The following is a 23,418-nucleotide window of genomic DNA, read 5'->3' on the forward strand; positions in this document are numbered from 1 at the left end:
AATAGCTGTTTCCTACTGACTTTATCTCTGTCCAATTGATACCATCTACAGATGTAGTGGTAAAACCGAATCTCCCTGCTATCACAAATTTGCCATTTCCGTAAACAATATCTTCAAACTTATCAATTTCAGAACTATACTCTCCAAATGTTAATGGCGTTGACCAGTTAACGCCATCAATGGATGTCATTACGGCTGGTTTTTGAGCGGAGTGCGAAGAACAATTACCTATTACTACAAATTTGCCATTTACATATGTTACTTTTTTCCAATTCCATGAATAATTTGCTCCCCATGGGACAGGACGTACCGGAGTGGTCCAGTTTTCTCCATCTGAGGATGTTGTCACCTGGTCGTTACCAATAGCCACATATTTACCATTGCCGTATGCAAGACTGTTCCAGTCAAGTATGTATACCTGTTTGGCTTCTCCGCTTGGAGTCAGGATCCAGCCACCGGTTCCTACAGCGATAAACTGTACGTTTTTCTTGAAGTTTGCTGTAATTGTACTGTTGGATTTATGCAGGGTAACGGTGGTGCTCGAACTGTTCGGGTTCTCAATCGTTGCATCACCGCTTGTGACTGTCCAGCCGGCAAATTCGTACCCGCCGTTCGGAGTGGCCGTAATGCTGATTGCCTTCTCCACTCGATAGCTGTTTGTACCCGATGGGGACACCGAGCCTCCGGTTCCGGCATTAACGGTCAATTCACGTTTCTTTTCTTTAAATCCACAACGGAACTTGTGATCCTGACCACCTAAATCAACTTCAAATTCAGATGTTGAATTTTGTGCATAATCATATTTTTGGGGTTCGTTTTCCGGACCACCATAAAAATAGTTAACTTCATATCCGGGATCAGGATAAGCAGCAACTGTAGGTTTAGCATCTCCACTATACAGCCCTGCTCCGGTTGCATACCCTCCTTCAAACTCCACTTTCCCGTCCGAGGAGCGGGTTGCCGGGCCTGTCATCCCTTCTCCCTCAATGGTGATGCGCGTATCACCGGTAGGGGTCGGTCTGTTGTCTCCCGCCCCTTGTTCCACCACTTCTTTCTGGCAGCTTGCGAACATTGCCACAAGTGTCGCCAAAAGTAAAAATCTCACTTTCTTCATAATGAATCGTTTTTTAATTGTTTATTATAATGGCACATGTCATGCCCTTGTTTGTCGTCCAATACATCCGCATCGATACGGGCTTCAACCGTCGCGTGCAATACGAACTTATTGGCAAAGTAATACGTGTTGCGCCTCTTGCTGAATTTTATCTCGGCACCCATCAGCCGGAGCTCCTCCAGGTAATTGTGGATCGTCCGTATACTCAGCTTCAGCCTGGCGGCCAACTCACCCCGGCTGCCGGTTTTCTCCATCCGGATCAGCCGGTACACCCGGTTGATCCTCTCTATATAGCCGATCACTGAAAGGGTCGTCATAATTCATCCTCCTTCCCCGTCAGATCCAGGAACTTGCGGAAATACCTTTCCTCCAGGTACAGGCATTCCATCAGCGCTGCTTTTCCTTCCCGCTCATACTTCCGGCGTAGTAGCGGAAAATTTGTTGAGTAGAGGTTCCACCGGATGATTCCCTTCGCCCGGTTGTCAAGAGCGGATGTATCCGTCCCTTCTATCGTGTATTCCACGGAAAGGAAATACAGATTCTTCAGTCCGTATTTCTCAAGGAAGACCAGGTCCTTGGGACAAGCCTTCAGGCCGTCTGAGGCAATGCACATCAGTACAAGCTGTTCCACTTCCCACTCAATTGTCATATCCATACCAGTATGGTTTTATAGGTTTACCGTTTTTTCTTATTTCATAATGCAGGTGGTAGCCCGTACTTTTACCCGTGCTTCCCGCAAACGCGATTACAGCCCCTTTGCCGACCTTTTGCCCCTTGGTGGTATAATAAGCGGCCAGGTGGGCGTAGAGCGTTTCAAAGCCGTAAGAGTGGCGTATCACGACGCATCTTCCGTAGCCTGCTTTCCTTCCCGCGAAAGAAACCGTACCCGAGGCGGTGGCATAAACCGGGGCTGCCAGCTCCACGGCCATGTCAATACCTGAATGGAAACTTCGTTTGCCGGTTATGGGATGAATCCGGATGCCAAAGCCGCTGCTCTTCCTGAACCTGTCTTTCAGGGGACAGGCGAGCGGGATCTTGTCGGATACTCCGTACCGGGAGAGTATATCCCGGTAGCTTTCCAGTGTCTCCAGGCGTTCGCACCTGTCCAGTGCCTTGTCGAGCAGTTCCCTGCCGTCATTCGGGCCATTGAAGGGGAGGCAGGAAAGCAATACGGTCAGTAGTAGTTTCATCGGGCTATCCTCCTTAATATTTTGTCGGCTTCATCCTCCGTTTCCTGTTGTTTTCTGCTTCTGAATACTTCCTCCGCCGTCAGGAGCGACTTGTTCTTCAGCTTATACAGGAAGTGCCGGCCGCCGTTCTTCTCTTGGATCTCGATGATAAGCCGTTTCTTATCGGGGATGGTGAACTTGTTCATGGCCACGGTGAATGTCCGGCTTTCATGTGCCGGTACTTCTTCCGGATAATCGAAAGTGAACAGGATGTTCTGCTCGAGCTGCTGTACCGCCGTCTTTTTGCGGATCTTGGCATCCTGGATGTAGAACCGCATGAAATCCGTCGTATAACCGATCTGTGTGCGGTTTGTCAGGGTCATGCGCAACAGCAGGATATCCCCGTCGATGAAGATATTCCCGACCTCGAACTCCACACCGGAATTCTTGTCCTTCAGTCCCAGATCCAGGGGGGAGCGTTTCGCGATAGCCTCCCTGATCCTTTCCTTCTGCCCATAAGAGCGTTCCTTTTCGTCGAGTATGGCCACCCTCTGCGTATCCTCCTTGTCAATGACGAAGCTGAAACGCTCCGGAGCGGGTACATAGCGCAGGTCGAAAGTGTAAAACTTTCCTCCTTCAAGTACGACCGATATGTTCGTATCCTCCTTATAGGGCTGGACGGCTTTTACGGCCAGGATATTATCCACTCCCTCGGCCTTGTCTACCTCCACGTTCGTGCTTCCGTAATCGACGTAGGTGATACCGGCAGGGAAGATCAGGAACAGCTGCTTTTCTTTTCCTACCGGCAGTGTATGCGGTGCGGGAGCTTCCCCGCCTATACGCACATAACTCTGAGCCGGATGCGCGTTGTAGCTGATGGAGTACGAATAGAACTTTGTGTCGGCCGTCACCACCGACAGGGTTGTTTCCCCCGGGAAGTTCTCTTCCGGCGCCTTCAGGCGTATGATTCCCGGGCAATTGACCACTTTCTCACCGATGACGTAATCCCCTCCGATGCTGTAATACTTCACTTCAGTAGGGAAGATCAGGTGCAGGGTCTTTTCATACCCGATCTGCAGAGGAACTGCGGAGAGTTCCTCGATCTTCTGCGCTTTCCCTGAAAGGAAAAACAGGAGAAGCAGGGTGGTGATGTAAATTCTGTTTAGTTTCATATCTTTTTAAATTAAATAACTATCTTTGCATGGAAACTTTAAAATTGTTCTTATATGTCCCAAACTGATTATCTTACTCTCTTAACTGAGGCCCATGATTTTACTGTCCGTAATTTGTATGGAAAAACAGCCTCCTGCGACACTGATTTGCATCTCAAAAAGTATGATGACGCAAGTATCCGGGAAGCATGTAAATTCGTACAGGACATGCTTTCATCGGTACATCCTCTTTTTATTGTAAACAAGTGTCATTTTATTTGCTTAGGTGCCAATAAGTTACTTCTTGAAAAACATTTCCAGCCAATTTTGACAACCGGTTACATATTACTTAATCATTGCGAAAAAGAATATTATACCGACCGGGAAGAACTGTTCAGACAACTTAAAGGGATTCAGCATCCTATGAAATTGAAATATCATGCATGGTTGACCCTTGGAGATTATATAATAGATCCGACCTATATAACGACCCATCGTGTCCTCAATCCCGAAGCTTATCCTATGCGGGATTCTTATGACAACAGAATGATTTTTTTTAAACATACAGCCGGATTATTTGAGTTTGATAACGGTACTCTTGAATATATTCCCCAACTTACAGGTACTTCACTTCTTGATCGTCGGATGCCTTTGTAGACAAAGCCTCCAAACGTTCGGAGTAACTGCTGCTTCCCAGCAGTGCCGGATTGAGCATATCGAAAATCCAATGCGACTGGCGTATCAGAAGTTCGACTCTTACGGGTACGCCGTCCGGCTGCAGCTCAGGAAGTCCCGGTAATCCGGTCATGTCCGGAATAAAGTATTGACCTGTGGATGGTTCCTCAAGATATAAGCCGGCCTGTCCGCTCTCCTGTGGAACTATCCATGCGGGAAAGCACGCTTCCGGTTCATATTCCGACTGTACTATACCGGTATCATCTGATTCCGGATACCGGAGTCGTATCCGATACCGTACTAATATCTCAGGCTTTGAACGAATCCACGGATACTGTACATCCCAGTCATAAATCTGATGAAAGGGGGAGATATCGGAGGAAAGCAGTTTTCCCGGAACATATTTCCCATCTTCAGTAAAATGTATCCGGTCATTTGCATACAGGGCGGCTTTCTCCCCTGCGGTAAACATAATCCACACAAGCACGCCTTCTTTCATCAGGTCGTTTTTTCTGTCTGCCCTCTTTTTGATATCCTCCGAATATTCGGGATGTTCAAGAAGAGGACTTGCCTTCCGTATCAGCATTTCAACTTTTACGGGCACACTGTCCGGTTGCAGATCAGGCAGTCCCGGTAATCCGGTTATATCCGGAATAGAGCATTGGCCTGTGGATGGCTCCTGCAGGAACAGACTGATCCGTCCGGTTTTCTCTCTTACGATCCATGCGGGAAAGCACATTTCCGGCTCATACTCCGATTGCTTTACTGCGCTGTCCTCAGTTCCCGGATATCGGAGACGCATCCTAATCCGTATCGAAATCCCGTATTCAGAAAGGGAAAGAAACCTGTCAGCATCATCAGGTGTGGGGATTTCATGCAATATGGGTACATCAGGGGACAATAACCTCCCGTGGCCGATCTTCCCATTCTCAGGATGTACTTCGTTATCCATACGCAGGGCTGCTTTTCCCTCTTTGGTAAATACGGCCCACATGATGACACCTTCTTTCATCAGGTTGCCTCTAAGTTCTTTTTTATCAGTCATATTAATCATTTATTTAAAATTTTACTTTTGCTATTCTTCTATAAATATGGCGGTAGAGCCATGTATTGAGGGAGTGTACTTTTTGAATGCAAGCCATCAAAACGGGTATTTCCTCCAGCCCTATCCATCCTTTCAGATTACCCATAGGTAATTCGATATAAACAGGCGGAGTGGACACTATTGGATTTATGTGTGGCCGGTGTCCCTCTTTTTCCCTTTTGGCATCTATCTTTCTGAGGATTTCGGCATAAGAAGTCGGAAGATCCGCGTATTTTTCTCTTTCCTTAGGGCTGTTCCTTCCGGCTTTCAGGAAGGCCGGATCTACCGTGTCGAAAATACAGTGGGCCTGGCGTATCAGCATTTCGACTCTGACGGGTATGCCATCCGGTTGTAGTTCCGGCAGTCCCGGTAATCCGCCCATATCCGGAATGAAGCATTGTCCGGTAGAAGGCTCTTGCAAATACAGGCTGGTTTGACCGGCCTTCTCTCTTACGATCCATGCGGGGAAGCATGCTTCCGGTTCATATTCCGATTGTTCTATGCCGGAATCGTCTGCTTCCGGATGCCGGAGCCGTATCCGATACCGTACTGATACTTCGGGTCTTGAACGAATCTGCAGATACTGTTCATCCCAGTCATAAACCTGATGAAAGGCGGAGATATCGGGGGACAGTAACTGTCCCGGAACATATTTCCCATCCCCGGCACAATGTATCCGGTCATTCGCATACAGGACGGCTTTCTCCTCTGCGGTGAACATAATCCACACAAGCACCCCTTCTTTCATCAGGTCGCTTTTTCTGTTTGTTCTCTTTTCCAGACACTCGAATATTCGGGGAGAGTCCCAAAGAGGACTTACCTGTCGTATCAGCATTTCGACCCTTACGGGTACACTGTCCGGCTGCAAATCAGGCACTCCTGGTAATCCGGTTATATCCGGAATAGAGCATTGGCTTGTGGATGGTTCCTTAAGATATAGGCTAACCTGTCCGTTCTCCTGTGGCACTATCCACACGGGAAAGCACATTTCCGGCTCATACTCCGATTGCTTTACTGCACTGTCCTCAGTTCCCGGATATCGGAGGCGCATCCTGATCCGTATCGAAATCCCGTATTCAGGAAGGGAAAGAAACCTGTCAGCATCATCCGGTGTGAGGATTTCATGCAGTACGGATACATCAGGGGACAACAACCTTCCATAGTCGACTTTTCCATTCTCGGGATGTACTTCGTAATCCATGCGCAGGGTTGCTTTCCCCTCTTTGGTAAATACAGCCCACATGATGACACCTTCTTTCATCAGGTTGCCTCTAAGTTCTTTTTTATCAGTCATATTTGAGTTTTTAATATTGTGGATGGCCATTGTTTTATTGTATCTATAATTTCCTGTATTGTTTCCATATCACACCGGTCTTAAATTCTTTATTTGATCAAATTCCTCCAGGCGTATGATCTCTGGGCAATTGGCCACTTTCTCGCCGATGACGTAATCCCCTCCGATGCTGTAATACTTCACTTCGGTAGGGAAGATCAGGTGCAGGGTCTTTTCATACCCGACCTGCAGGGGAACTGCGGTGATTCCTTGTGTCTTTTTTTTGCTCTAAAGATTGATAATAAGCTTTCCAAAAAACAAAAAAATGGAAAACAATATTCAGACCGATAAGAAAACAAAAGAACAAGCACTCGGGATTTTCCATCAATTTTTTCATATTCACATAGTTTTTTAAATTAGTTTTCTGTTCATACAGTTTTTAATCATTCATTTGATCAAACTCCTTCAGGTACCGGGCTACATCCGCCGCCATCGGGCAGATTCCGTCAAACAGGCTCTGATTTTTTCATTCTGGAATTTTCTTATTAAATATCATTACTATAAACACCACAAACACAAGGTACATTACAATCATCAGGAAATCTCCATATTTACTCTTCATGAAGTCAATGATTCTACTTATAAATGCTTCCATTCTATTGTAATTTTTGTTTTTCTCCTGTGTCTTTACTCTCTTGCCCTGACTGTTCGTGGCGTGAAGCATAAAGAGGGGCTATCACTATAAGTATATATGCAATTCCTAATACAATGCAGAATAATATCCGGATCAGGTAATCCACTTTTTCCCAAATAGTTTCCATTGTATAATTTTTGTTTTTAGTTATTGTTTACTTTTCAGGTTCCGGACCATTATCCGGGACTTTTTCTTCTCCATCCACAGATGCCTTTTCATCACTTCTGTGTATAGACAGTATTAGAATAAATCCACAATAGAAGCTTAGAAAGAGTATGTCGCTTCCCGATAACTCTTTTATTTCATTTATAAATTCCTGTATTGTTTCCATATCACACCGGTCTTAAGTTCTTTATTTGATCACACTCCTTCAGGAACCGGGCTATATCTTCTTCCATCGGGCAGATTCCGTCAAATAGCTTATACATCAGTTCCGGTCTCTGCGGCCGGTTCTGATATACTATCACTTTCTTTCCGGCCCCCTTCATCCATCCCGCCTCGGAATGTGCCGAAGCTCCGCAGGGAAGTACAAGTACACATACATCCGCCCACTGCATGGCATCGAAATCCGAGCGGAATCCCGCCTGTGCCAGGGGATGCTCCATCGCATCCAGATAGTCCTCCGGATTCATATTTTCCCAATTCTCGTTGACCTGCGACCAGTGGAAGTCCGTTTTTCCTGCCGGGTGACGAAAATCATACACTTCGTGTCCCCTGTAGCGCAGGAAATTTACTATGTACGGCTGGTACGGGTTATTCCAGCTGCTTGCCACATATATTTTTGCCATCGTTTTCCTCCTTTTCCTTATTGTTTCATGACTTTTTCCTTCCTCACTCTTTCGGTTGCCTGAGCAGTATGCGGTAGTTGGTTTTGATTGTCACCTTTACCTTCCGGATATTCTTGCTTGCCGCCGACTTGGTGGCGTTGATGACGCTGTTGGCCGCTCCCGCCACGAGCTGGCTTCCCATATCGAATCCTCCGGAGATATTGGTATTCGCGCCGCTTATTCCTGCCGCCTGGGCTTCCTGTGCGGTTTCCGCCTTCACATTGCCCGGCACATAGATTCCCTGGATCGCGTCCTCGGAATAGACCTGCTTTTCAAAGGGGAGTATGTTCCCGCTTAAGTTCACCGAGACGATTTTTACCAGGACGCGCTCCCCGTCGATGCCCGTCACCTCCCCGAATACGGGAGTCCCTTTACGGATGCGCTGCCCGTCATCGGTCAGGCAGTTCTCGGCCAGCTGCATCTTGAGCGTGGAACCGACCATGACGGTCTGTGTGGAGTGTACGAATGCTTTGATGACATTCCGCTCTTCCTGTCTCACGAGCCGGACCGTGTTGAATCCCCTGCGGGCCGGTACCTGGGGTACACTATCCACGGCTTTGCGGTGCTTGGGCTGCACTTCCTCTTCCTTCTTTTCCTGCAGGCCGGTGTTTTCCTTTCCCCCGGAAGCAACCGGTTGTTGTACCGGGACCGTAATTCCCGCTCCGAGCTCACGCTCGTTATCCCGGATCAGCTCCCGGATACGCCGGATCTCCCTTTCATTTCCGGCCGTGTCCGCAGGCTCCTCCGTTACCGGATCGAAACCTGAAAGGGAAGCGGATTTGCTTGTATTTTCCTTCTCGACTTTTTGGAGCATGTCATCCAGCGTAAAGCTGTCCTTGATCCGGGTTCTGAGGATTACCTCACCCGTTTCCGGCTCCTTGCTCCCGGAACCGGGCAGGCTGGCGATGAATGCCCACACCAGCAGGACAACTACAATCCCCAAGCCCGCCAGTATGGCTATTCTGCTTTTCCCGTCCCGTGTCATAAGAGTTCGTATTGCTGGTTATAGGTACGGAAGAAGAAACCGGACGTATTTTCCGGAAAGCGCGGAGTGGCATGGATGGCGGTACCCTCACTCACAATCCGTACTTTCCTGATGTCATCGCCATTAATAATGCTCAGGATGGAGGAGAACCTGACATGGTACTCCTCACCGTCGGCACGTATGTCGATGATCTTTTCAAACTCCGTCTTGTAGACAACCCCGAGTTCCAGCGCATCTCCATAGGCGCGGTCCGCCTGGTATTTGGCAAATACGGTATTCGCGTCCGGCTTGTTGACCAGGAACAGGGCACGGGCACGGTTCTCCTGCAGGGAAAGCCTGTCAAAGCTGTTCAGGAAATAGGCCGTCCGGCGGCAGTGCCCTTTCAGGAGGCTTTCGTACAGCAGGTCCTGCTGCATGGACTTGAAATGGACGAATTCCCCTCCTTCATTGACCACCAGGATCTTGTTCATCGCATTGTTCACCACGCTGTGTGCGAAGAACAGGACCATCGCGATGGTTATCCCGCAGAAAATAAATACCAGTTTGGTGCGGAACGTATGGTTCTTTCTAGCTTCCGCCAGGCTGGAGAAATCCTTGAGTATGCTTTTTACTTTGAGTATGCTTTTTGTTGCTTTCATGGAAGTTTCATTGTATAATTTATAACCATTTGTTTACTGTGGCCTTAACCGTGCCAAGCATCGTGAGCTTGAGCAGGAAAGAAAAAATAACCATCAGCAGCACCGACCAGGATCTTTGCAGGACATAGTTCGTGACGATCAGGTCCGAGAAAACGCTGGCAAGGATAAACCCCGGATAGAGCATGTAGCATCCTAACATCTGTTTGACCCATGTGTAGAAGGAGCTGCGCGTGTCATTGTTGTACAGGCAGGCTATCGCTATGGGAGAAATGATCTCGAGCAGTAGCAGTAGCAGGTAGCGGGTACAGAGGAACAGCAGCATGATGTAATCATAGGCCACTCCGAAGAGACTGCCTATCGTTCCTGAGATAAGTGACCATTTCAGGGTATCGAGCCCGTTGACGGCTATGTCGGTGATGTCCCCGTTCATTAGTTCGTCCAGCATGGCACTGATCGGATCTTTCCAGATATTGTGCGGGTTGTAGACTCCTCCGTTGGCGAGTGACTTCATCAGCTCGTCGGCACCATAGGCCAGTACCGTCTCGAGCGTTCCTAACAACACGGGCATGATACATACCAGGCCTATGCAGAAGATGTACTCCCTGCCCAGCTCGTAGAAGTGCTTGGCATTGAATCCTTTTCCCTCGCTTGTCATCTCCTTGAGGATTCCCATGAGCTTGAAGATGAAAGTCGTTATGACAAATCCGGCGACAAGCGCGTAGAACCCTTCTATGACTACCATACCCTTTATATGCAGGTACGCAGCGTTCAGATTTCCGTATGCTTCTTCCATCCCCGTTATCTGAATGCCCTTTTGAGCCGTTCGTACTGACTTATGATCTGGGAGATCTTCGCTATTTTCCTTTCCTCCTCGAGAGTCTGTTTCTCTATGTTCTGCAAGGTAGACAGCCGCTCGGCATCATTCATCTTCACGCTTGTGGAGAGGATCGTCCTGGACAACTGGATCAGTCGCCTGTTACCGGCCATGATCTGTTCAACGCTGCCGGTGAGTGTCTTCAGCGTCGAGGAATTCAGTTGCTTCCCGCTGACCAGGTCAACGCATTTTTGGGAGAGCCTTGCCTGGCGCTCGATAATATACCGGGTCGTCTCACAGTCCGACACTACGGAGTTGACCTTGCGCATCAGGTCCAGGCTTTCGTCCAGCTTGTTCTTCTGTTCCTTGAGGTAGCCTACCTGTTTTTGCAGCTCCTTGAAGTTTTTAAGGTTCTGGCTTAAATTGCCGGCATCCGTCACGGCCCATTGTGCTGATGCGGTGGCTGCCGCCATCAGCACGATTAAGGATAAAAATAATTTCTTCATACGGTTCTTGTTTTAATGTTCGTTTATATATTCTTCAATAGCTTCCTGCATGGACTTGCCGCTTCCGGTTTTGTCCTCGAGGTCGGACCAGATCTCGCCTTCCGTCTGGAAAGCAAGAAACTTCTCCCTGGAAAACTCCAGGCGGGTAACCGTCGCGTAATTCTCACCCATGCGCATGAAGCATTCCGAGTAGGGACGGGAGGCGGCGAAGTTGTTCCGCATGGATTTCATCAGGGCTATCTGGCCGGGCTGCGTCAGCTTGAACTTGTCGATGATGCTCTGGTAGATGACCTCCTTGGTCGGCAATACGAACAGCATGTCCGTGTTGCTGATGATGTTTTTCGTGTTCTCGTCATCGGGCAGCTGGTCAGGGGTCTGGACAATGGTATATACGGCTCCGTTCTCTTTCCGTATCTTCTGGTAGCAGAAGGCCACGGAACTGTGTATGCCGCTGCCCGTGGCCGTATCCACCATCTGTGCGGTTTCGGCATACTCGTCGAAAATCAGTATGCCGCGCTTTCTCCTGTCACTGAGCAGCTTTTTCTGGATAATGGTGAATATCATGCTCATGACCAGGTTTGAAAGGAACCTGTCCTGCTTGATCTGTGTAAGCTCGAACACGATAAACTTCTTTCCGGAGAAATCGATTTTCATATCCTTGCAGACATTCTCATACCGTTGTCCGGGCATGAATTCACCGCAGTTCAACTTGAAGGATTCGAGGGTGAAATAGGTACCGGGAATATGTTTTCTCTCGAGGATCTCATTGTAATTGTCTATAACATAATTATAGAAACTCTCAAAGTTATGCCCTTGCCGGACATGTTCGTAATAGTCCTGGATAAACCGGGTCAGGGCGACTTCCTTCTCCGACTCGTCCTTGGTGAACATGTGCTTCCAGTATCGCTGTACGATGCCGGAGAGCATTTCCAGGTCATTATTGTCCAGTTCCTCTCCCTGCAGGTCAAACGGGTTGATCCCTAAGGGGGTCTTGCCGTCATAGTCCACATGCAGCGAGATATCCGGATAGAGCTTGCACAGCTGGCTGAATGATTTTCCGAACTCCACGACAATGGTCGTATAATCCTGTTCGATCAGCTGCTGCGTGAAATTCAGGGTGAAGGCTGACTTTCCCCCGCCCGTGCCGGCAATAACCATCCCGTTGCGGGCATTTACCCTTTTTTTTGCCGCGTCCCAGATATCCTTGCGAAGGGGAACCTGGTACATCCTGTCGTGCACGTAGATCCCTTCGGCATCATTGCTGAACTTGCTGCACTGGAGAAAGAAACAGAGTGCTATGGGCAGGGTGGTGAGGAAGAGATACTCTACCGGCATCAGGCTGATCTGTCCGGGAACACAGGCGAAGTGCATCTTTGCCAGGTTCTCGTAGCCCGGTATATAATATTTAAACCGGTTCAGGTTCAATACCTCCCTGACCCTTTTGTCCGCTTTCTCCAGTTCGGTATCCGACCCATCGAAAACACAGACCGAAAAGAAGGAGCGCACCAGCATCTGGTCTTCATCGAGGATCTCTTTCTGGAGTTCATCCAGCTTTTTAAACTCCCTCTCGATACTCTTGTTCATGGAAGAGTTGCTCCCGTAAATGTCTATGTTGCGTGCGATCCGGGAGCGCAGTTTCCCGTTTCCCTCGAAATAGATGACCTGGTTGACGATGTGGTTGTAGGGAAGGTACATGCCTAACTGCTCCATCAGGGGATGGTACAGTTGTGAAGCGGCCGGTGGCAATGACTCGTCCCTGACATAGGATTCGATGCTTCCTTCCGGAAGGAAGGTCTCGTCGCATACCGCATAGCAGCGTGCGTGGTTTTTTCCCACATGCAGGCTCCCGTCGATATGTATATCCACCACAGCGTCCGTATCACCGAACAGGCCGGAGTATGCGTGGGTGAATGCGGATATCCGTTCATGGGACATGGGCAGCACCGAAGTTCCGCGCATGTTCTGCAGGATACTCACCGCATTGTCGATCCCTTCGAGAAACGTTTCCAGCCTCTGGTAATCCTCCCTGTGCAGATGTTCCTTATAGGCCAGGGGGGAGGATACATACGCCTTCTCCAGGCTTTTCAGTCCCGCAAGTACAAAATGCAGGATACAGGTATGGTCGATGTACAGGCGCCCTTCAAAGTGGCGCGCGTCGGCACGGTCCAGGAAAGAACCGGTACCTTTGCCGCGGTGGTAGTCCTTTTTAAGGAATACGTCCTGTTTGTGTACGTAGGTACCGTCGGGCATATGCCTGAAGGCTTCCCGGTACATCCTGTCCCTTTCGTCGATCTCTTCCGGGGAAAGGGAATAGCACTCCGGCTGCCGGAGCTCGAACGGGACGCATATGGTGCCGCTCCGGGTCAGGATCACGCTTTGTCCCTCAGACTCGCTGATAATGTCAAGTATGCTGTATGCTTCTGCTTCTTTCATCTTGTTTCTTCTTCAGAAGTTGTCTGTTTATGGTTAAGTTACTCACGGTCATGCCGTACTTCGATTCCCTGAATTTCGTAGGCTGTGCCTTTTTCCTGAGTTTGTGCCTCAGTACCGGCAGCACCGGCAGCGAAACCAAAAGGACCAGGAGTGTCAGGGTCCAGTCACCGGTCATGATGCCTGTACGGACACTCAGGAAAAGCAGGACAAGCGCGGCGGCACAACATCCCACAAAAATCCAGTAGTCCGATGAAAGGAAGCCCCGTATCATGCAGGGGCTTTCCAGTCCTTTCCTGACGGTGTACTTCATACGGTCAGTTTAATCCCGGATAGAGCGGCTTTGACCGCTGTTACCACAACTCCCGCAAGCAGGGAGAAACCCACATACCAGGCCATGGCGAACAGGCCGTCCCTGCGTGTGCCCCGGTTCTCCTTGTCGACAATATTGTCCCACTGCTGGGATATCCCTAAAACGATCCCTACAAACATACAAGCCAAAAAAATCGGTAAGGCAAAGCCGTCGAGTATCTGGTTCATCGCGCTGCGGGCATCCTGTGCATATCCGCGCAGGGTTGAAACAAGCAGAAAGGCGAACAGTAGAAATTTTCTTTTCATGATGGTTACTTATTTTAGGGTTGGATGGTTCCGGTATAGTCTCCTCCTGTTTCCCAGGGGCGGGCACTCACACCGGAGAGCATGAGCACCCCTTCTTTGCTCAGGGTCAACGCGTAATCGTACCTTTTTCCGGCTTCAAAGGTATTTGCCGGAAGATACCAGTCATAGGCATGATCCAGGTAGCGGATCTGCGCTTTCCTCTCTTCAAGCCTGCCGGGCAGGAGCAGCAGCATGTTTGTGCCGGAAGAAATAGTTCCGTTTCCCTGTTTTACGGACAATGTACCACCTGTAAGGTCGTATGTGGCCTCTGTAGGTACGGCTTCCACATTCAGGCTGCACGCCTGGCTTCCGTCCACGGTAAAGGCCAGCAGGGAGAGCAGGTGCTTCATTTCGATACTCGCCAGGCGGTTCTGCCAGTCGAGCCTGAGTTCGTCCGATGCCAAGTAATCCGTCTGGGGACTCAGGCTGACAGCCACTTCCTTTCCAGGGATACTCCGGAATGGGGAGAAAGCGAACAGCCGGCAGGTTTTCTGGGTAAGTGTCACCTGCGGAAAATTCCAGTTCTCCCCATAGGTCACATGCAACGGATTGCTGACACCGGTATATGATCCACCCGTTTCATCGAGCAGCACCATGCCGAAGTCCTTTACCGGAACATTGCCTGTATCCGCAGCGGAACTGCGGCTGAAACAGTTTTCTATCTCAAGTCCCGCCTCTCCTGTCCCGGGGAGGGAATCTTCCTTGCCGGAACAGCCCGTAAGGGCCGCCGGCAAAAGAAACATGACTATGTGTTTATACACTTTTATTTTCATTGTTATATTTACTATTCGTTTAATTAAGGATTGATATCAATTGAAGTTTTACCCTTCTGTCTGACGGTCAGTGTCAGTGTCTTTCCGCTTTCTGCCTGTGTTAGGGTCACGGTTCCGCTGCGGATCTCTTTGGTCGGATTCTCGTCATAGCTGACCGAGCTTCCCGACACATGAATCCAACTGTCACCCGACGCACTCCAGGAGAGCTCTTTGATGCTGTTTCCTATAGTCTTGCGGCTCGTTATACTTAGCAGGAATGAACCTGATCCCGCTTCCGTACGCTCACTGTGGGCCACCGTTCCGTCCGAATACTCGAAAACATAGCTGACCGGGGGGGCTTCCTGGCTGATGGTGGCCGTAGCGGAACTACCGCCATGACTTGCCGTAAATACGCAGCTGCGCGCGGATGCCGTATTGTTCTCCGATACGCTCACCGTGTTCCCTGAAAGGAAAAATCCTTCCGTACCTCCACTGATAGAGGGTGAGCCTCCTTGGAGAGTCTCTTTAACCCCATTGACGAACACGTCACGTGAGGTGCCCGCACTGAGCGTCGAAGTCCCTCCTTTCCAGGAAATGACGGAAGGATTGGCCGTCAGGGTAACTGTCCAGGGTCCGTAATTCCGGTATTTAGGCTCGAGGGTACGGTCCGCAAGCACCTCAAAGCTGTATTGTGCGGTACCGGATACGATCCTTCCCCCTTCATACCAGCCGGCAAACTCATAGCCCGGCTTCACGCTTGCCGACACCGTACAGTTGCTTCCCGTATTGTACAGTCCCGCACCTGTGGTGGTTCCTCCGGATGTATAATCCAGGATGGTGATCTGCTTCTTGTAGTCAATCCGGTAATTGTGTATTTTACCCTCCTGGATGACCATGTCGGAAGTTCCGCGAAGCTTTATGCCGGTGGTTCCGGTAAGGGACACATAGTTGGAGGAGGTCGTAAGCCTTTGTGCGGGGATGGTTACCCGGAACACTGTAGTTCCTCCCGCCTCCGAGTACTTGTACATCGTACAGTTTCCCTTGCTTTCGTCCGTGCTGACTCCCCCTGTAAGAAGATTGAAACGGCTTGTACGTTTCACATTCTCCATCGTGGCTTCCCTCACACCGTCATTTCTCTCGATCCTAACCTCTACGGTCGACATCCTGTGTTTGAAATGCAGTGGAACCGTGTAGTCCCGGATAGGATCGGTATAGGTAGCTGTCATGAAGTCCGCAGAAATCCAGCCCGCCTTTTCGTTCTGGTTGCCGGCGGTATGGGAGATCCCGGTTATATCGGTCTGCCCTGTCTTGAAAGGGTAATACACATAAAAATCAAAGTCGGTTCCTACCGTTACTATGATATTGTCCGCTTCCGTTTCCGGCTTGAACTTCTGGCCGTCATATGTATACTTGTTGTTCACTGCCCAGTACACGCCGGTCTTCGGTTCGATGGCGAATACGCCTATGGCATCGCCTGTCTCGAAACTGCCTTCCTGGCTGCTTCGCGTTTCTCCTTGCCCGGTCATGGCGGTAAATGTCACGATCCCGCTATCCGGTATGGTTTCCTGCGGTCCGGTATCTTCCCGGCTACAGGAAAAGGACAACAGCAGCAGGAAACTGCAGACAATCGTTGTTATTGCTCTTACCATTATTCTCTTTTTATTATTTGACCGGAACAAGGGTGATGTCTTCTTCAGTGGAAGTCCAGCCTTCTATGGTTACCGACTGTCCGTTTTCTCCTCCGATCTCCGCATCGTTGGAACGCATAGTGATCGAGTAGATGTATCTCTTTCCCGCCTCCCAGGTTATTTGTGGGATGGCATAGGTATAGGTTGCACCGTCGATTACCACTTCAAGCGACACCTCACCTGCGGCCAGCGTCATCGGATAAATGGCTGCGGCATAATCCACCGCCTGCTGTCCCTGTGCCGGAACGGTCGTGTTCGGACTCCAGGCCAGTTCCGTGGTGACAGGCTGGAACGTGATCTTTCCCCCATCGTTCAGGTTCATGGTTCCGGTAGTGGCGAACTTGGAGGCTGTTGCCTTGAGTTTGGCCGAGGTCAGGTTTCCATCATTATGGTACTCGGGTGAAACTTTCAGCCGCACGACAAACTGTGAAAGCGCATGCTTCATCGGTATTCTGGCATCTGTCTCGATTACGGATACCTGGTTAGTACTTTTACCCCACATGTAATCAACGGACGTGCCGACATTGATAGGAACCGGTATTTTGGTACCGTCCGCCACTGCCTGATTATACGGATAATAAGCCCATATCGTGGCCTTGTCCACCAGCAGATACACCGGGCTGGCTTGTGACCAACTGTTTGCCTGCCTGGTCGACTTGTTGTTCTGGGCATCATAACGCGGGTAGGCATCTCCCCAGCCGCTTGCCTTGTACATGAACAGTCCCATCGCATCGCCTACCGCCCAATCCGTTTTGGGATCGAAACCGGCTCTTGTTTCGGCGCTTTCGGCACTTACGGTAGGTACGATATTCAGCTGTGCCCCCGAATGCTCACCGTCCGTCACTTTTTCGTTAAAAACTTCTTCACTGTTGCTGCATGAGGCCAGCAAGCCTGCGGCCATTACCGCTGAAAGGAAAAATCTTGTTTTCATTTTAAAAAATAATTAATTATTATTGGGTAATTCTGTTTCCGGGATATCCTCCCAGTCCGGAATGACAACCGGTTCGCCTATGGTCAGTTCCTTGCCGATGTGCAGGTTCAGTTCCAGCGAGAGCTCATCATCGTCAAATCCCCGGATGTACGGGGTCAGGTCCACCTTCTGCTCTTCGTTGAATACCGAATCCTCCCCGTCCATTTCAACCTTTACCGAAAGGATATTCTCCGCTGCGGGATTGAATCCGAAAGCGTACAGGCTTGTCTTCCACCGGTCGGTTTCCGGTTTACGCGCGAACAGGCTTGTGACACTCGCATTTCCCGTCCTTTCCCGCGAGACAAGGTACCGGCCGGTGGAAATACCGGTGAGTGTTCCTTTCAGGCCGGCCAGGGGAGCGGTATTACCCGAGACGTTGATCTGGATATTCAGCCGCTGGACGAATGCGGACGGTGTTATGGGAGTGCGCTTGGGTCTCTGGTACTCCAGGCGCTGGCCGAAACCGGCCGAACAGCAGAACTTCTGCACGCCGGAAATGTATACCTCGCCCTCCAGGGTATCTGTCCGTGCCATAAGGCGGGCCTCGTGATAATCCCGGATGTCACTCACTTCATAATTTCCGGTATAGAAGAGGAATTGGTATTCACCTTGTGGAATGCTCCAACGCAGCGTATCCTGCGTAAATACCGCCTGCTCCCCGGAAGGGAGATCCATACCGGAAGGGAATGCTATGATGTGCCTTTCCTCCGGTATGGGAGGGGGCTCTTTGATTCCGCTGAAATCACACCAGGCGACCAGCTCCCCGTTCCTGATACAGAAATCCTCATTAAACTCACAACTGCTCAGGACGGCTGTAAGAGCTGTAAAATAGATTAATCTGTTAGTATAGTTCATCTTTATATAAATTATAAGTTACTATCAGTTTGTTGATCTCCGGATCGAGCTTGCCCCTCCAGATTTTAGAGTCATCCTGGTCACAGGACCTGACATACATCTTCAGGGCTTCTTTCTCCCGTCCCAGACGGCTGTAGAGGATAGCTAACAGGTAGTTCCTGTCAGAGGTATCCGGTTGTTTGAGCATGACATCCAGGGCACGGCTGTCATAGCCTAAGGACATCAGGCAGACGGCTGTATTGTAGTCCTCCCCGTAGAACTCCTCCAGCATGGACAGCGCCTGCTTGTATTGCCTGTTTTCGATCAGGCTGACTGCGTGCATGTAGGTACTGTCGATGACCGGCATCACAATCGTATCCTGGATCATATCCCGGCGGTGAAGGTGGAAATTGAATTCTACACAGCGCAGCAGCGGATAGTACCTTTCCCGGATACGTTTATAGTCGGAAGCATACCCGTGCAGGGCATATTCCCGATTGTCGGGGTCCTTCGTTTCTTCCAGGATGCGTAAAATCCCTGGCCTGTTTGCCAGGCTGTCATCTGAAAGAACCAGTTCACGCAGTCTGCCCCAATCCTCACCGATCCAGCGCGGGCGGAAAAGCGTATCGACCCCTTCCCGGTCCTCCGTGCGTGCGGCAAGGTATTTCTTCAGCTCCAGCGCACGTTCCCTTGAAAGGAAAAGGTTCATTTCGGAACTGCCTTCGGGGGACGATGTGGCCGTCATGCGGATGCTGTCTATGAGGAACTCTCCCGTATAATTGATTCCACGGATGGTCTCAAACACTTTGTCAATCTCCGCCTTATTGCCTCCCATCTTTTCATCGAACCCGGTGCTGCCGGTCTTATAGGTCACATAGGCCCGCAGGCTGACTTCATCCTTCCGGGTAATGATCTTCTTCCTGTAACGCGGTGTGCGGTCAAGGAACTGCACCATGCTCGAGATATAGTAAGTGATCGTGTCCGATGGCGGAAGCGGGGTCCGTACCTCGTCCTTGGAGAGGATCTGTCCGCCAAGCGTCAGCTCTATCTTCTTCGTGTTTTCGGTGGCGGGAAGTTCCTGCTTGTAGTAATACACGAAGTTGCTGCCTTGTTTGATGACCGTATCCAGGCGTGCGGGTTCATAAGGAAACCGCACATACTTTTCATAGACCTCACTGGCTTGCTCCTTTCTTTTTTGGTTTTCGGCTATCTTTTTGTAATCGGTAAAGCGTTCCGTTATGGCCGCGGAATCTTCCGGGGTGATGCTTCTCGTACGGATTTTATAATTACCTTCGGCAAACATCTTCCATTTGGAAGGAATGTATTTGCCCTCCATTTCCCGGCGCATCCAATAGGCGGGAAGATACTCCAGGATGGAATTGTATCCGGCAATGGCTTGCCGGTTACGTTCCATCTTGTAGTTGAACAGTGCGAACCGGGCATTGGCCTTGTCCGACCAGTCGATCCAGCGCTCCTTGGCAAGTACCTCATGCTTCCAGGCCTGGAAGTATTCTTCCTCCAGCTCGGCCAGTGCCTTCTTGTAGCCTTTGCTGTCGAGCAGTTTCTGCATATACAGGCTGTCGGGTATGATGGAGTTCATAAAGGCCCGGTAACGCATGTACCCTTTCTCCTGCATTTTGGCAAAGTCAGCCCCCGAAAGGAAAATCTTTTCTAACTGGAGCGTATCTGTCGGCTTATAGGCCACGGGAGTCAGCTGGAGCTGCCATTTGTTACTGATCAGCTCACCGGGAACTGTCACCAGAAAGTCAAGGTTGATCTTGCCGTTTCTCTCGGCCACCTGTTTGCTCTTCGCCATTACGGTGACTTCAGAGAGCTCGATCAGGGTCATATTCTCACCCGTGACACTGTCATGGAAAACCTGTTTGACCACGTGTTCCTCACCTTTGTCATCCGTCCAGGCAATCTGCCGCGGCAGTCCCTCGTCTGTACCCGGCACCGCTTCTTTGGCCCGTGGCTGGGAGATGCGTACACGTGCCAGACGGGGCTGGGTGGCGCATGAAACCAGGAATGCGCAGAGCAGTATAAAAGGTATGATACATCTTGTTCCTTTCATCTTCTCTCAACCTTAGAACAGGTATACCAGATTGACCGCGGCACGGGTGGGAAGGAAATGCCAGCCGTACTTCTTTGATACAAGATCGCCGCAGCGTTTACACAGGTACTTGTCATAGCCCAGCCATACCGCACCGGCTCCGACTTCCCACTCAAAGTTCCAGTGCGTACTCAGCTGGTAGGCTTTGCCGATACTCACGCCCACACCGTAGCCTTCGCCTTCATAACGGTACTTGCTGCCGAACAGGTTACCCACACTGTATGTGCCGGCGGTGCCATACATACCGATGAATCCGCCCATATAGCTCTCGAGCAGCCAGTAACGTACACCCGGAGCGACATAGAGATTACGGAACTGCCGGTTCTTGCTGAAGCGGAACGGGTTATACTGCACGGGCAGGTGAAGCGACCATTTACGGCCCAGCGTCATGGACGCTTCCAGGTTCAGGTTGGTCGTGGCCAGGCCGAGCACATTGGTACGCAGCGAATAGGACTGGGCCGATACCCCTAAGGTAAAGGCAAGCAGGCTTCCTAAAAGAAATGATCTCTTTTTCATGCCGGTTGTTCCTCCTTCTCCTTGATGACGGTCACTTCCCATGCCGTCAGCGTATTGAACCAACGGTTCTCCCACTGGCGGGCAGAGATGTCAAACCGTACATGTACGGTCATACCTACCTCGACGGCGTACCGCTCGATGTTGGCGTTCATCAGCTGCAGGCATACGCTCTGCGGTTTACTCTCTTCTGTCTCCAGAACGAATTCCCGGCTTTTCCATTCATTGCCGGTAGTCTTGCCGATCCCATCCTTGATGGGAAGTACGGCGATGATTTTACCTCGTATTTCCATTTTTATTAATATTGGGGATTTGATCTGTTTATTTTCGCAGTCCCTCCGGCAGGCTGTCACAGCTTACCGGAGGTCTGCGAAAAGGAAAGGATACACCCTGACTGTTTTATTTGAGATGAAAGAATGAATGTGTCACATTAAACGGGCATATCCTGATTCTATATTACTGGTTTTTAGACAACTGTTTTATCTTTAGTTATATGTTAATCTTCTTATTCATACTTCTATGGGTGAATCGTTATCAGTGAACCGGGCCTTTAAACCGGCCATGCTTATTCTTTCCATACGCTCAGAAACCGCTTATACCGTTCCCGGGCCCTGGCTTCATCGATAACCTCCATTTCTATAACCTTGCAACCCTCTGACCTTTCTCCGTTCTCTTTATGAAAAGAACCGCAGGAAATTGTCGGGATACTTAGCGGGTAGAAATAGGTTTCGAAGCTCTCCTCCCTGTCCAGGAACCGGTCGGATAATAATACATATTCAATAAGATTCTCTTTACCATACATGACCTTCCCGAATTGCCCGATTATCAGTTTGTCGGGAGCATATGGAATGTAGTCGGCCTTTCCGGCTTCTTCATTTAATTCAGCATATAGGTCGGCCTTAAGATCATCCGGTGGAAGCTCCTCTTTTTTATCAGGCATGACCGGACCTGTCCTGTCTCCGATTGGTCTGCCTATTGCTGTCGCGGGCTTTCTTCGGGCTCTTATCCGTATATATATAATGTAGGGCAGAATGACAGCTAAACCACCCAGACAGCCAAAAAATACAGTCTTTAGGATATCCATGTGTCTATAGTTTTACGCTAATCTCCTTTTTATTAAATCAATGCAATCATTCAGTGCCTTACTGAAAGTTTCAGGAGATATCAATTGTTTTTCGAGTTCTTCGGCATAGGCTTGTCCCCAGCCTTGTAAATTGATACTTGCATCATTATTGTATTCGTCTCCTCTATTATCGTAAGATACATGAATACTATCAAATACTACTTCGTCACCAAATTCGTCTGTATCAATCCGATCTATGCCGATAATCTTTTCATACGAAGTGTGCGCTCTATGCACATACTTGCCAACAAAGTGCTGATACATTGCTTTTTTTTTCTCAGCTTCTTCTTTCTTTATACGCTGTATTTCAACTTCTAATTCCTGTATTCTGCTCATATCTAAACTGTTTTACGTTAATTACTAAAAATAAAAAAGCGATGAACTTGAATTCACCGCTTAACTGTTATTTCTAAATTTAGGTATTTGAGAACTTTTTCTATGTCTGGTAGTGGAAAAGGTCTTTGCCCTTTTAAGAATTTATTAAAGTTTATATAGTCAATCTCATTATCAAGAGCGCATTTTCTCTGAGAGATTTTACGCTCTTTTAGTTGATTAATAATAGCTTCCCGGATCATTAGGAAGCTATTTTATACTTGTTTTCAATTTCTGACTTTATGCGCCTCATTTCTGTTCGTATTTCTTCTGCTCTTTGGGTGAATATATCTATATGATAATATTCCTCTTGTAACTCCTGAACGGCTTCGTCATACTCTGCCTGAATCTGAAAGTATCTTTCTCTCTTTGCCTTTGTTGCATCTGCAACAATAGAAGTTCCGGAATACCCATGTTTTTTAGCGCAAGTACTACCATAATATTGGATACCCGATGATGTTTCAAATGCATAAGTTCCTTTAAGCTCTGATTTTCCACAGCATCCACATTGGGTTATCTCTTCTGTAAATCCTAATAGTCTCATAATCTTGTATTTTAAATTGTTATTATTCTTATTTGGCATCACAAATATAGTCATATTTGACAATATAAACAAATAGAACACAATTATTTTTCAAGAAAATAAAAGATTTAACATTTAAACGGTAAAAACAATAATTCAATGATCGCTTACCGACTTATAAGGCTCGGTTTACCTCATTTCTTATTGGATTTGAATTATTCTTCATCCTGTTTTACGGGATAATAGCTTTCTTCCCCACATTTAGGGCAGAAATGAGATGTCCAACAGTATTCAGGATCATACTTCTTAACTCGTTCCGACCAAGCATGAATATATCCACACTCAGCACATTCTACCATTTTATCCTCTTCGTTCATTTCTTATCAGTTATTAGCTATTCATTGTTTTCCATTTCATTGCCACTTTCTGCATTTCATCAAGTATCCCTTCTGAAAATGCGTGCCAATCTTCTTTATAAGTTTTAGTACAAAACAGTGGAACCGGGGAATCATT

At 48.8% G+C, this 23,418-nt stretch carries 28 protein-coding genes and 1 pseudogene; 1 reads left to right on the forward strand and 28 read right to left on the reverse strand.

The genetic code is table 11. The features are described 5' to 3' along the window. From FDF36_RS21390 to traN, 5 genes are all read right to left on the reverse strand, one after another. Nucleotides 1-1,114: InlB B-repeat-containing protein (locus FDF36_RS21390; RefSeq protein ID WP_409013166.1), on the reverse strand; the 1,114-nt coding region annotated here is incomplete at its 3' end. Further along, nucleotides 1,111-1,431, reverse strand: coding sequence for an HTH domain-containing protein (locus tag FDF36_RS20520; RefSeq protein ID WP_220392620.1), 321 nt, complete (start codon nucleotides 1,429-1,431; stop codon nucleotides 1,111-1,113). The genes FDF36_RS20520 and FDF36_RS21390, both read right to left, overlap by 4 nt. Continuing rightward, complete coding sequence (locus FDF36_RS20525; protein ID WP_220392621.1) at nucleotides 1,428-1,769, reverse strand: hypothetical protein; 342 nt, start codon at nucleotides 1,767-1,769, stop codon at nucleotides 1,428-1,430. The genes FDF36_RS20520 and FDF36_RS20525 overlap by 4 nt, the downstream gene beginning before the upstream one ends. Beyond that, a complete protein-coding gene (locus FDF36_RS20530; RefSeq protein ID WP_220392622.1) occupies nucleotides 1,753-2,304 on the reverse strand; it encodes a M23 family metallopeptidase in 552 nt (183 codons plus the stop codon). The genes FDF36_RS20525 and FDF36_RS20530 overlap by 17 nt, the downstream gene beginning before the upstream one ends. Further along, nucleotides 2,301-3,455, reverse strand: a complete 1,155-nt coding sequence (gene traN / locus FDF36_RS20535) for a conjugative transposon protein TraN (protein WP_220392623.1) — start codon at nucleotides 3,453-3,455, stop codon at nucleotides 2,301-2,303. Before traN ends, FDF36_RS20530 begins: the two co-directional genes overlap by 4 nt. A 54-nt stretch (nucleotides 3,456-3,509) precedes the next feature. Between traN and FDF36_RS20540 the strand changes: the two genes are divergently transcribed. Further along, nucleotides 3,510-4,091, forward strand: a complete 582-nt coding sequence (locus FDF36_RS20540) for a hypothetical protein (RefSeq protein WP_220392624.1) — start codon at nucleotides 3,510-3,512, stop codon at nucleotides 4,089-4,091. Here FDF36_RS20540 and FDF36_RS20545 read toward each other — a convergent pair. From FDF36_RS20545 to FDF36_RS20650, 23 genes and pseudogenes are all read right to left on the reverse strand, one after another. Next, on the reverse strand, nucleotides 4,051-5,154 hold the full coding sequence (locus FDF36_RS20545; RefSeq protein ID WP_259281489.1) for a hypothetical protein: 1,104 nt from the start codon (nucleotides 5,152-5,154) through the stop codon (nucleotides 4,051-4,053). The genes FDF36_RS20540 and FDF36_RS20545 overlap by 41 nt on opposite strands. A 13-nt stretch (nucleotides 5,155-5,167) precedes the next feature. Continuing rightward, nucleotides 5,168-6,487 carry a hypothetical protein gene (locus tag FDF36_RS20550; protein ID WP_259281490.1) on the reverse strand — a complete coding sequence of 440 codons (1,320 nt, stop codon included), beginning with the start codon at nucleotides 6,485-6,487 and terminating at the stop codon, nucleotides 5,168-5,170. Nucleotides 6,488-6,580: 93 nt separating this feature from the next. Further along, nucleotides 6,581-6,730: pseudogene (locus FDF36_RS21485) on the reverse strand (conjugative transposon protein TraN); the annotation flags it as partial. Nucleotides 6,731-7,122: 392 nt separating this feature from the next. Continuing rightward, nucleotides 7,123-7,287, reverse strand: coding sequence for a hypothetical protein (locus FDF36_RS20555; RefSeq protein WP_220392625.1), 165 nt, complete (start codon nucleotides 7,285-7,287; stop codon nucleotides 7,123-7,125). Between the two features lie 27 nt (nucleotides 7,288-7,314). Continuing rightward, nucleotides 7,315-7,491 carry a hypothetical protein gene (locus FDF36_RS20560; protein WP_220392626.1) on the reverse strand — a complete coding sequence of 59 codons (177 nt, stop codon included), beginning with the start codon at nucleotides 7,489-7,491 and terminating at the stop codon, nucleotides 7,315-7,317. A gap of 1 nt (nucleotide 7,492) precedes the next feature. Continuing rightward, nucleotides 7,493-7,948 carry a hypothetical protein gene (locus tag FDF36_RS20565; RefSeq protein ID WP_220392627.1) on the reverse strand — a complete coding sequence of 152 codons (456 nt, stop codon included), beginning with the start codon at nucleotides 7,946-7,948 and terminating at the stop codon, nucleotides 7,493-7,495. Between the two features lie 43 nt (nucleotides 7,949-7,991). Beyond that, nucleotides 7,992-8,972, reverse strand: coding sequence for a conjugative transposon protein TraM (gene traM / locus FDF36_RS20570; protein ID WP_220392628.1), 981 nt, complete (start codon nucleotides 8,970-8,972; stop codon nucleotides 7,992-7,994). After that, nucleotides 8,969-9,610 (reverse strand): hypothetical protein, encoded by a 642-nt coding sequence (locus tag FDF36_RS20575; RefSeq protein ID WP_220392629.1) that lies wholly within the window; start codon nucleotides 9,608-9,610, stop codon nucleotides 8,969-8,971. The genes traM and FDF36_RS20575 overlap by 4 nt, the downstream gene beginning before the upstream one ends. Before the next feature lie 19 nt (nucleotides 9,611-9,629). Next, nucleotides 9,630-10,403, reverse strand: a complete 774-nt coding sequence (locus FDF36_RS20580; RefSeq protein WP_220392630.1) for a hypothetical protein — start codon at nucleotides 10,401-10,403, stop codon at nucleotides 9,630-9,632. A 5-nt stretch (nucleotides 10,404-10,408) separates the two neighbouring features. Continuing rightward, nucleotides 10,409-10,930, reverse strand: coding sequence for a hypothetical protein (locus FDF36_RS20585; protein WP_032536389.1), 522 nt, complete (start codon nucleotides 10,928-10,930; stop codon nucleotides 10,409-10,411). Nucleotides 10,931-10,942: 12 nt separating this feature from the next. After that, nucleotides 10,943-13,363 carry a TraG/VirB4 family ATPase gene (locus FDF36_RS20590; protein WP_220392631.1) on the reverse strand — a complete coding sequence of 807 codons (2,421 nt, stop codon included), beginning with the start codon at nucleotides 13,361-13,363 and terminating at the stop codon, nucleotides 10,943-10,945. Next, nucleotides 13,332-13,673, reverse strand: coding sequence for a hypothetical protein (locus tag FDF36_RS20595; RefSeq protein ID WP_220392632.1), 342 nt, complete (start codon nucleotides 13,671-13,673; stop codon nucleotides 13,332-13,334). The genes FDF36_RS20590 and FDF36_RS20595 overlap by 32 nt, the downstream gene beginning before the upstream one ends. Beyond that, nucleotides 13,670-13,978, reverse strand: coding sequence for a hypothetical protein (locus FDF36_RS20600; protein ID WP_220392633.1), 309 nt, complete (start codon nucleotides 13,976-13,978; stop codon nucleotides 13,670-13,672). Before FDF36_RS20600 ends, FDF36_RS20595 begins: the two co-directional genes overlap by 4 nt. Nucleotides 13,979-13,992: 14 nt before the next feature. Then, a complete protein-coding gene (locus tag FDF36_RS20605) occupies nucleotides 13,993-14,790 on the reverse strand; it encodes a fimbrillin family protein (protein ID WP_220392634.1) in 798 nt (265 codons plus the stop codon). 23 nt (nucleotides 14,791-14,813) lie between these two features. Beyond that, nucleotides 14,814-16,418, reverse strand: coding sequence for a fimbrillin family protein (locus tag FDF36_RS20610; protein WP_220392635.1), 1,605 nt, complete (start codon nucleotides 16,416-16,418; stop codon nucleotides 14,814-14,816). A gap of 13 nt (nucleotides 16,419-16,431) precedes the next feature. Then, the gene (locus FDF36_RS20615; protein WP_220392636.1) at nucleotides 16,432-17,388 is read right to left on the reverse strand and encodes a fimbrillin family protein; all 957 of its coding nucleotides are present in this window, start codon (nucleotides 17,386-17,388) and stop codon (nucleotides 16,432-16,434) included. A 12-nt stretch (nucleotides 17,389-17,400) separates the two neighbouring features. Further along, nucleotides 17,401-18,282, reverse strand: a complete 882-nt coding sequence (locus FDF36_RS20620; RefSeq protein WP_220392637.1) for a hypothetical protein — start codon at nucleotides 18,280-18,282, stop codon at nucleotides 17,401-17,403. Continuing rightward, nucleotides 18,269-20,335 (reverse strand): tetratricopeptide repeat protein, encoded by a 2,067-nt coding sequence (locus FDF36_RS20625; protein ID WP_220392638.1) that lies wholly within the window; start codon nucleotides 20,333-20,335, stop codon nucleotides 18,269-18,271. The genes FDF36_RS20620 and FDF36_RS20625 overlap by 14 nt, the downstream gene beginning before the upstream one ends. A gap of 12 nt (nucleotides 20,336-20,347) precedes the next feature. Then, nucleotides 20,348-20,890, reverse strand: coding sequence for a DUF3575 domain-containing protein (locus FDF36_RS20630; RefSeq protein WP_220392639.1), 543 nt, complete (start codon nucleotides 20,888-20,890; stop codon nucleotides 20,348-20,350). Further along, nucleotides 20,887-21,180 carry a DUF3127 domain-containing protein gene (locus tag FDF36_RS20635; protein ID WP_220392640.1) on the reverse strand — a complete coding sequence of 98 codons (294 nt, stop codon included), beginning with the start codon at nucleotides 21,178-21,180 and terminating at the stop codon, nucleotides 20,887-20,889. The genes FDF36_RS20630 and FDF36_RS20635 overlap by 4 nt, the downstream gene beginning before the upstream one ends. Nucleotides 21,181-21,452: 272 nt before the next feature. Beyond that, entirely contained in the window at nucleotides 21,453-21,971 is a 519-nt protein-coding gene (locus FDF36_RS20640; protein WP_220392641.1) for a hypothetical protein, read from the reverse strand. Between the two features lie 12 nt (nucleotides 21,972-21,983). Next, entirely contained in the window at nucleotides 21,984-22,346 is a 363-nt protein-coding gene (locus FDF36_RS20645) for a hypothetical protein (RefSeq protein WP_220392642.1), read from the reverse strand. Between the two features lie 238 nt (nucleotides 22,347-22,584). Beyond that, nucleotides 22,585-22,926 carry a hypothetical protein gene (locus FDF36_RS20650; protein ID WP_220392643.1) on the reverse strand — a complete coding sequence of 114 codons (342 nt, stop codon included), beginning with the start codon at nucleotides 22,924-22,926 and terminating at the stop codon, nucleotides 22,585-22,587. Between the last annotated feature and the right edge of the window lie 492 nt (nucleotides 22,927-23,418).

The sequence above is a fragment of the Bacteroides fragilis genome (genome assembly GCF_019583405.1).
In the GTDB taxonomy this organism is placed as follows: domain Bacteria; phylum Bacteroidota; class Bacteroidia; order Bacteroidales; family Bacteroidaceae; genus Bacteroides; species Bacteroides fragilis_B.

Excerpts from the sequence above, each read along its gene's own strand:
- FDF36_RS20585 (WP_032536389.1), bottom strand. The coding sequence starts at position 10,930 with ATGAAGAAATTATTTTTATCCTTAATCGTGCTGATGGCGGCAGCCACC.
- FDF36_RS20650 (WP_220392643.1), bottom strand. The coding sequence starts at position 22,926 with ATGAGACTATTAGGATTTACAGAAGAGATAACCCAATGTGGATGCTGT.
- FDF36_RS20620 (WP_220392637.1), bottom strand. The coding sequence starts at position 18,282 with ATGAACTATACTAACAGATTAATCTATTTTACAGCTCTTACAGCCGTC.
- FDF36_RS20565 (WP_220392627.1), bottom strand. The coding sequence starts at position 7,948 with ATGGCAAAAATATATGTGGCAAGCAGCTGGAATAACCCGTACCAGCCG.
- FDF36_RS20640 (WP_220392641.1), bottom strand. The coding sequence starts at position 21,971 with ATGGATATCCTAAAGACTGTATTTTTTGGCTGTCTGGGTGGTTTAGCT.
- FDF36_RS20635 (WP_220392640.1), bottom strand. The coding sequence starts at position 21,180 with ATGGAAATACGAGGTAAAATCATCGCCGTACTTCCCATCAAGGATGGG.
- FDF36_RS20545 (WP_259281489.1), bottom strand. The coding sequence starts at position 5,154 with ATGACTGATAAAAAAGAACTTAGAGGCAACCTGATGAAAGAAGGTGTC.
- traN (WP_220392623.1), bottom strand. The coding sequence starts at position 3,455 with ATGAAACTAAACAGAATTTACATCACCACCCTGCTTCTCCTGTTTTTC.
- FDF36_RS20540 (WP_220392624.1), top strand. The coding sequence starts at position 3,510 with ATGTCCCAAACTGATTATCTTACTCTCTTAACTGAGGCCCATGATTTT.
- traM (WP_220392628.1), bottom strand. The coding sequence starts at position 8,972 with ATGACACGGGACGGGAAAAGCAGAATAGCCATACTGGCGGGCTTGGGG.
- FDF36_RS20555 (WP_220392625.1), bottom strand. The coding sequence starts at position 7,287 with ATGGAAACTATTTGGGAAAAAGTGGATTACCTGATCCGGATATTATTC.
- FDF36_RS20560 (WP_220392626.1), bottom strand. The coding sequence starts at position 7,491 with ATGGAAACAATACAGGAATTTATAAATGAAATAAAAGAGTTATCGGGA.
- FDF36_RS20575 (WP_220392629.1), bottom strand. The coding sequence starts at position 9,610 with ATGAAAGCAACAAAAAGCATACTCAAAGTAAAAAGCATACTCAAGGAT.
- FDF36_RS20590 (WP_220392631.1), bottom strand. The coding sequence starts at position 13,363 with ATGAAAGAAGCAGAAGCATACAGCATACTTGACATTATCAGCGAGTCT.
- FDF36_RS20520 (WP_220392620.1), bottom strand. The coding sequence starts at position 1,431 with ATGACGACCCTTTCAGTGATCGGCTATATAGAGAGGATCAACCGGGTG.
- FDF36_RS20525 (WP_220392621.1), bottom strand. The coding sequence starts at position 1,769 with ATGGATATGACAATTGAGTGGGAAGTGGAACAGCTTGTACTGATGTGC.
- FDF36_RS20530 (WP_220392622.1), bottom strand. The coding sequence starts at position 2,304 with ATGAAACTACTACTGACCGTATTGCTTTCCTGCCTCCCCTTCAATGGC.
- FDF36_RS20550 (WP_259281490.1), bottom strand. The coding sequence starts at position 6,487 with ATGACTGATAAAAAAGAACTTAGAGGCAACCTGATGAAAGAAGGTGTC.
- FDF36_RS20610 (WP_220392635.1), bottom strand. The coding sequence starts at position 16,418 with ATGGTAAGAGCAATAACAACGATTGTCTGCAGTTTCCTGCTGCTGTTG.
- FDF36_RS20595 (WP_220392632.1), bottom strand. The coding sequence starts at position 13,673 with ATGAAGTACACCGTCAGGAAAGGACTGGAAAGCCCCTGCATGATACGG.
- FDF36_RS20605 (WP_220392634.1), bottom strand. The coding sequence starts at position 14,790 with ATGAAAATAAAAGTGTATAAACACATAGTCATGTTTCTTTTGCCGGCG.
- FDF36_RS20645 (WP_220392642.1), bottom strand. The coding sequence starts at position 22,346 with ATGAGCAGAATACAGGAATTAGAAGTTGAAATACAGCGTATAAAGAAA.
- FDF36_RS20580 (WP_220392630.1), bottom strand. The coding sequence starts at position 10,403 with ATGGAAGAAGCATACGGAAATCTGAACGCTGCGTACCTGCATATAAAG.
- FDF36_RS20625 (WP_220392638.1), bottom strand. The coding sequence starts at position 20,335 with ATGAAAGGAACAAGATGTATCATACCTTTTATACTGCTCTGCGCATTC.
- FDF36_RS20630 (WP_220392639.1), bottom strand. The coding sequence starts at position 20,890 with ATGAAAAAGAGATCATTTCTTTTAGGAAGCCTGCTTGCCTTTACCTTA.
- FDF36_RS20615 (WP_220392636.1), bottom strand. The coding sequence starts at position 17,388 with ATGAAAACAAGATTTTTCCTTTCAGCGGTAATGGCCGCAGGCTTGCTG.
- FDF36_RS20600 (WP_220392633.1), bottom strand. The coding sequence starts at position 13,978 with ATGAAAAGAAAATTTCTACTGTTCGCCTTTCTGCTTGTTTCAACCCTG.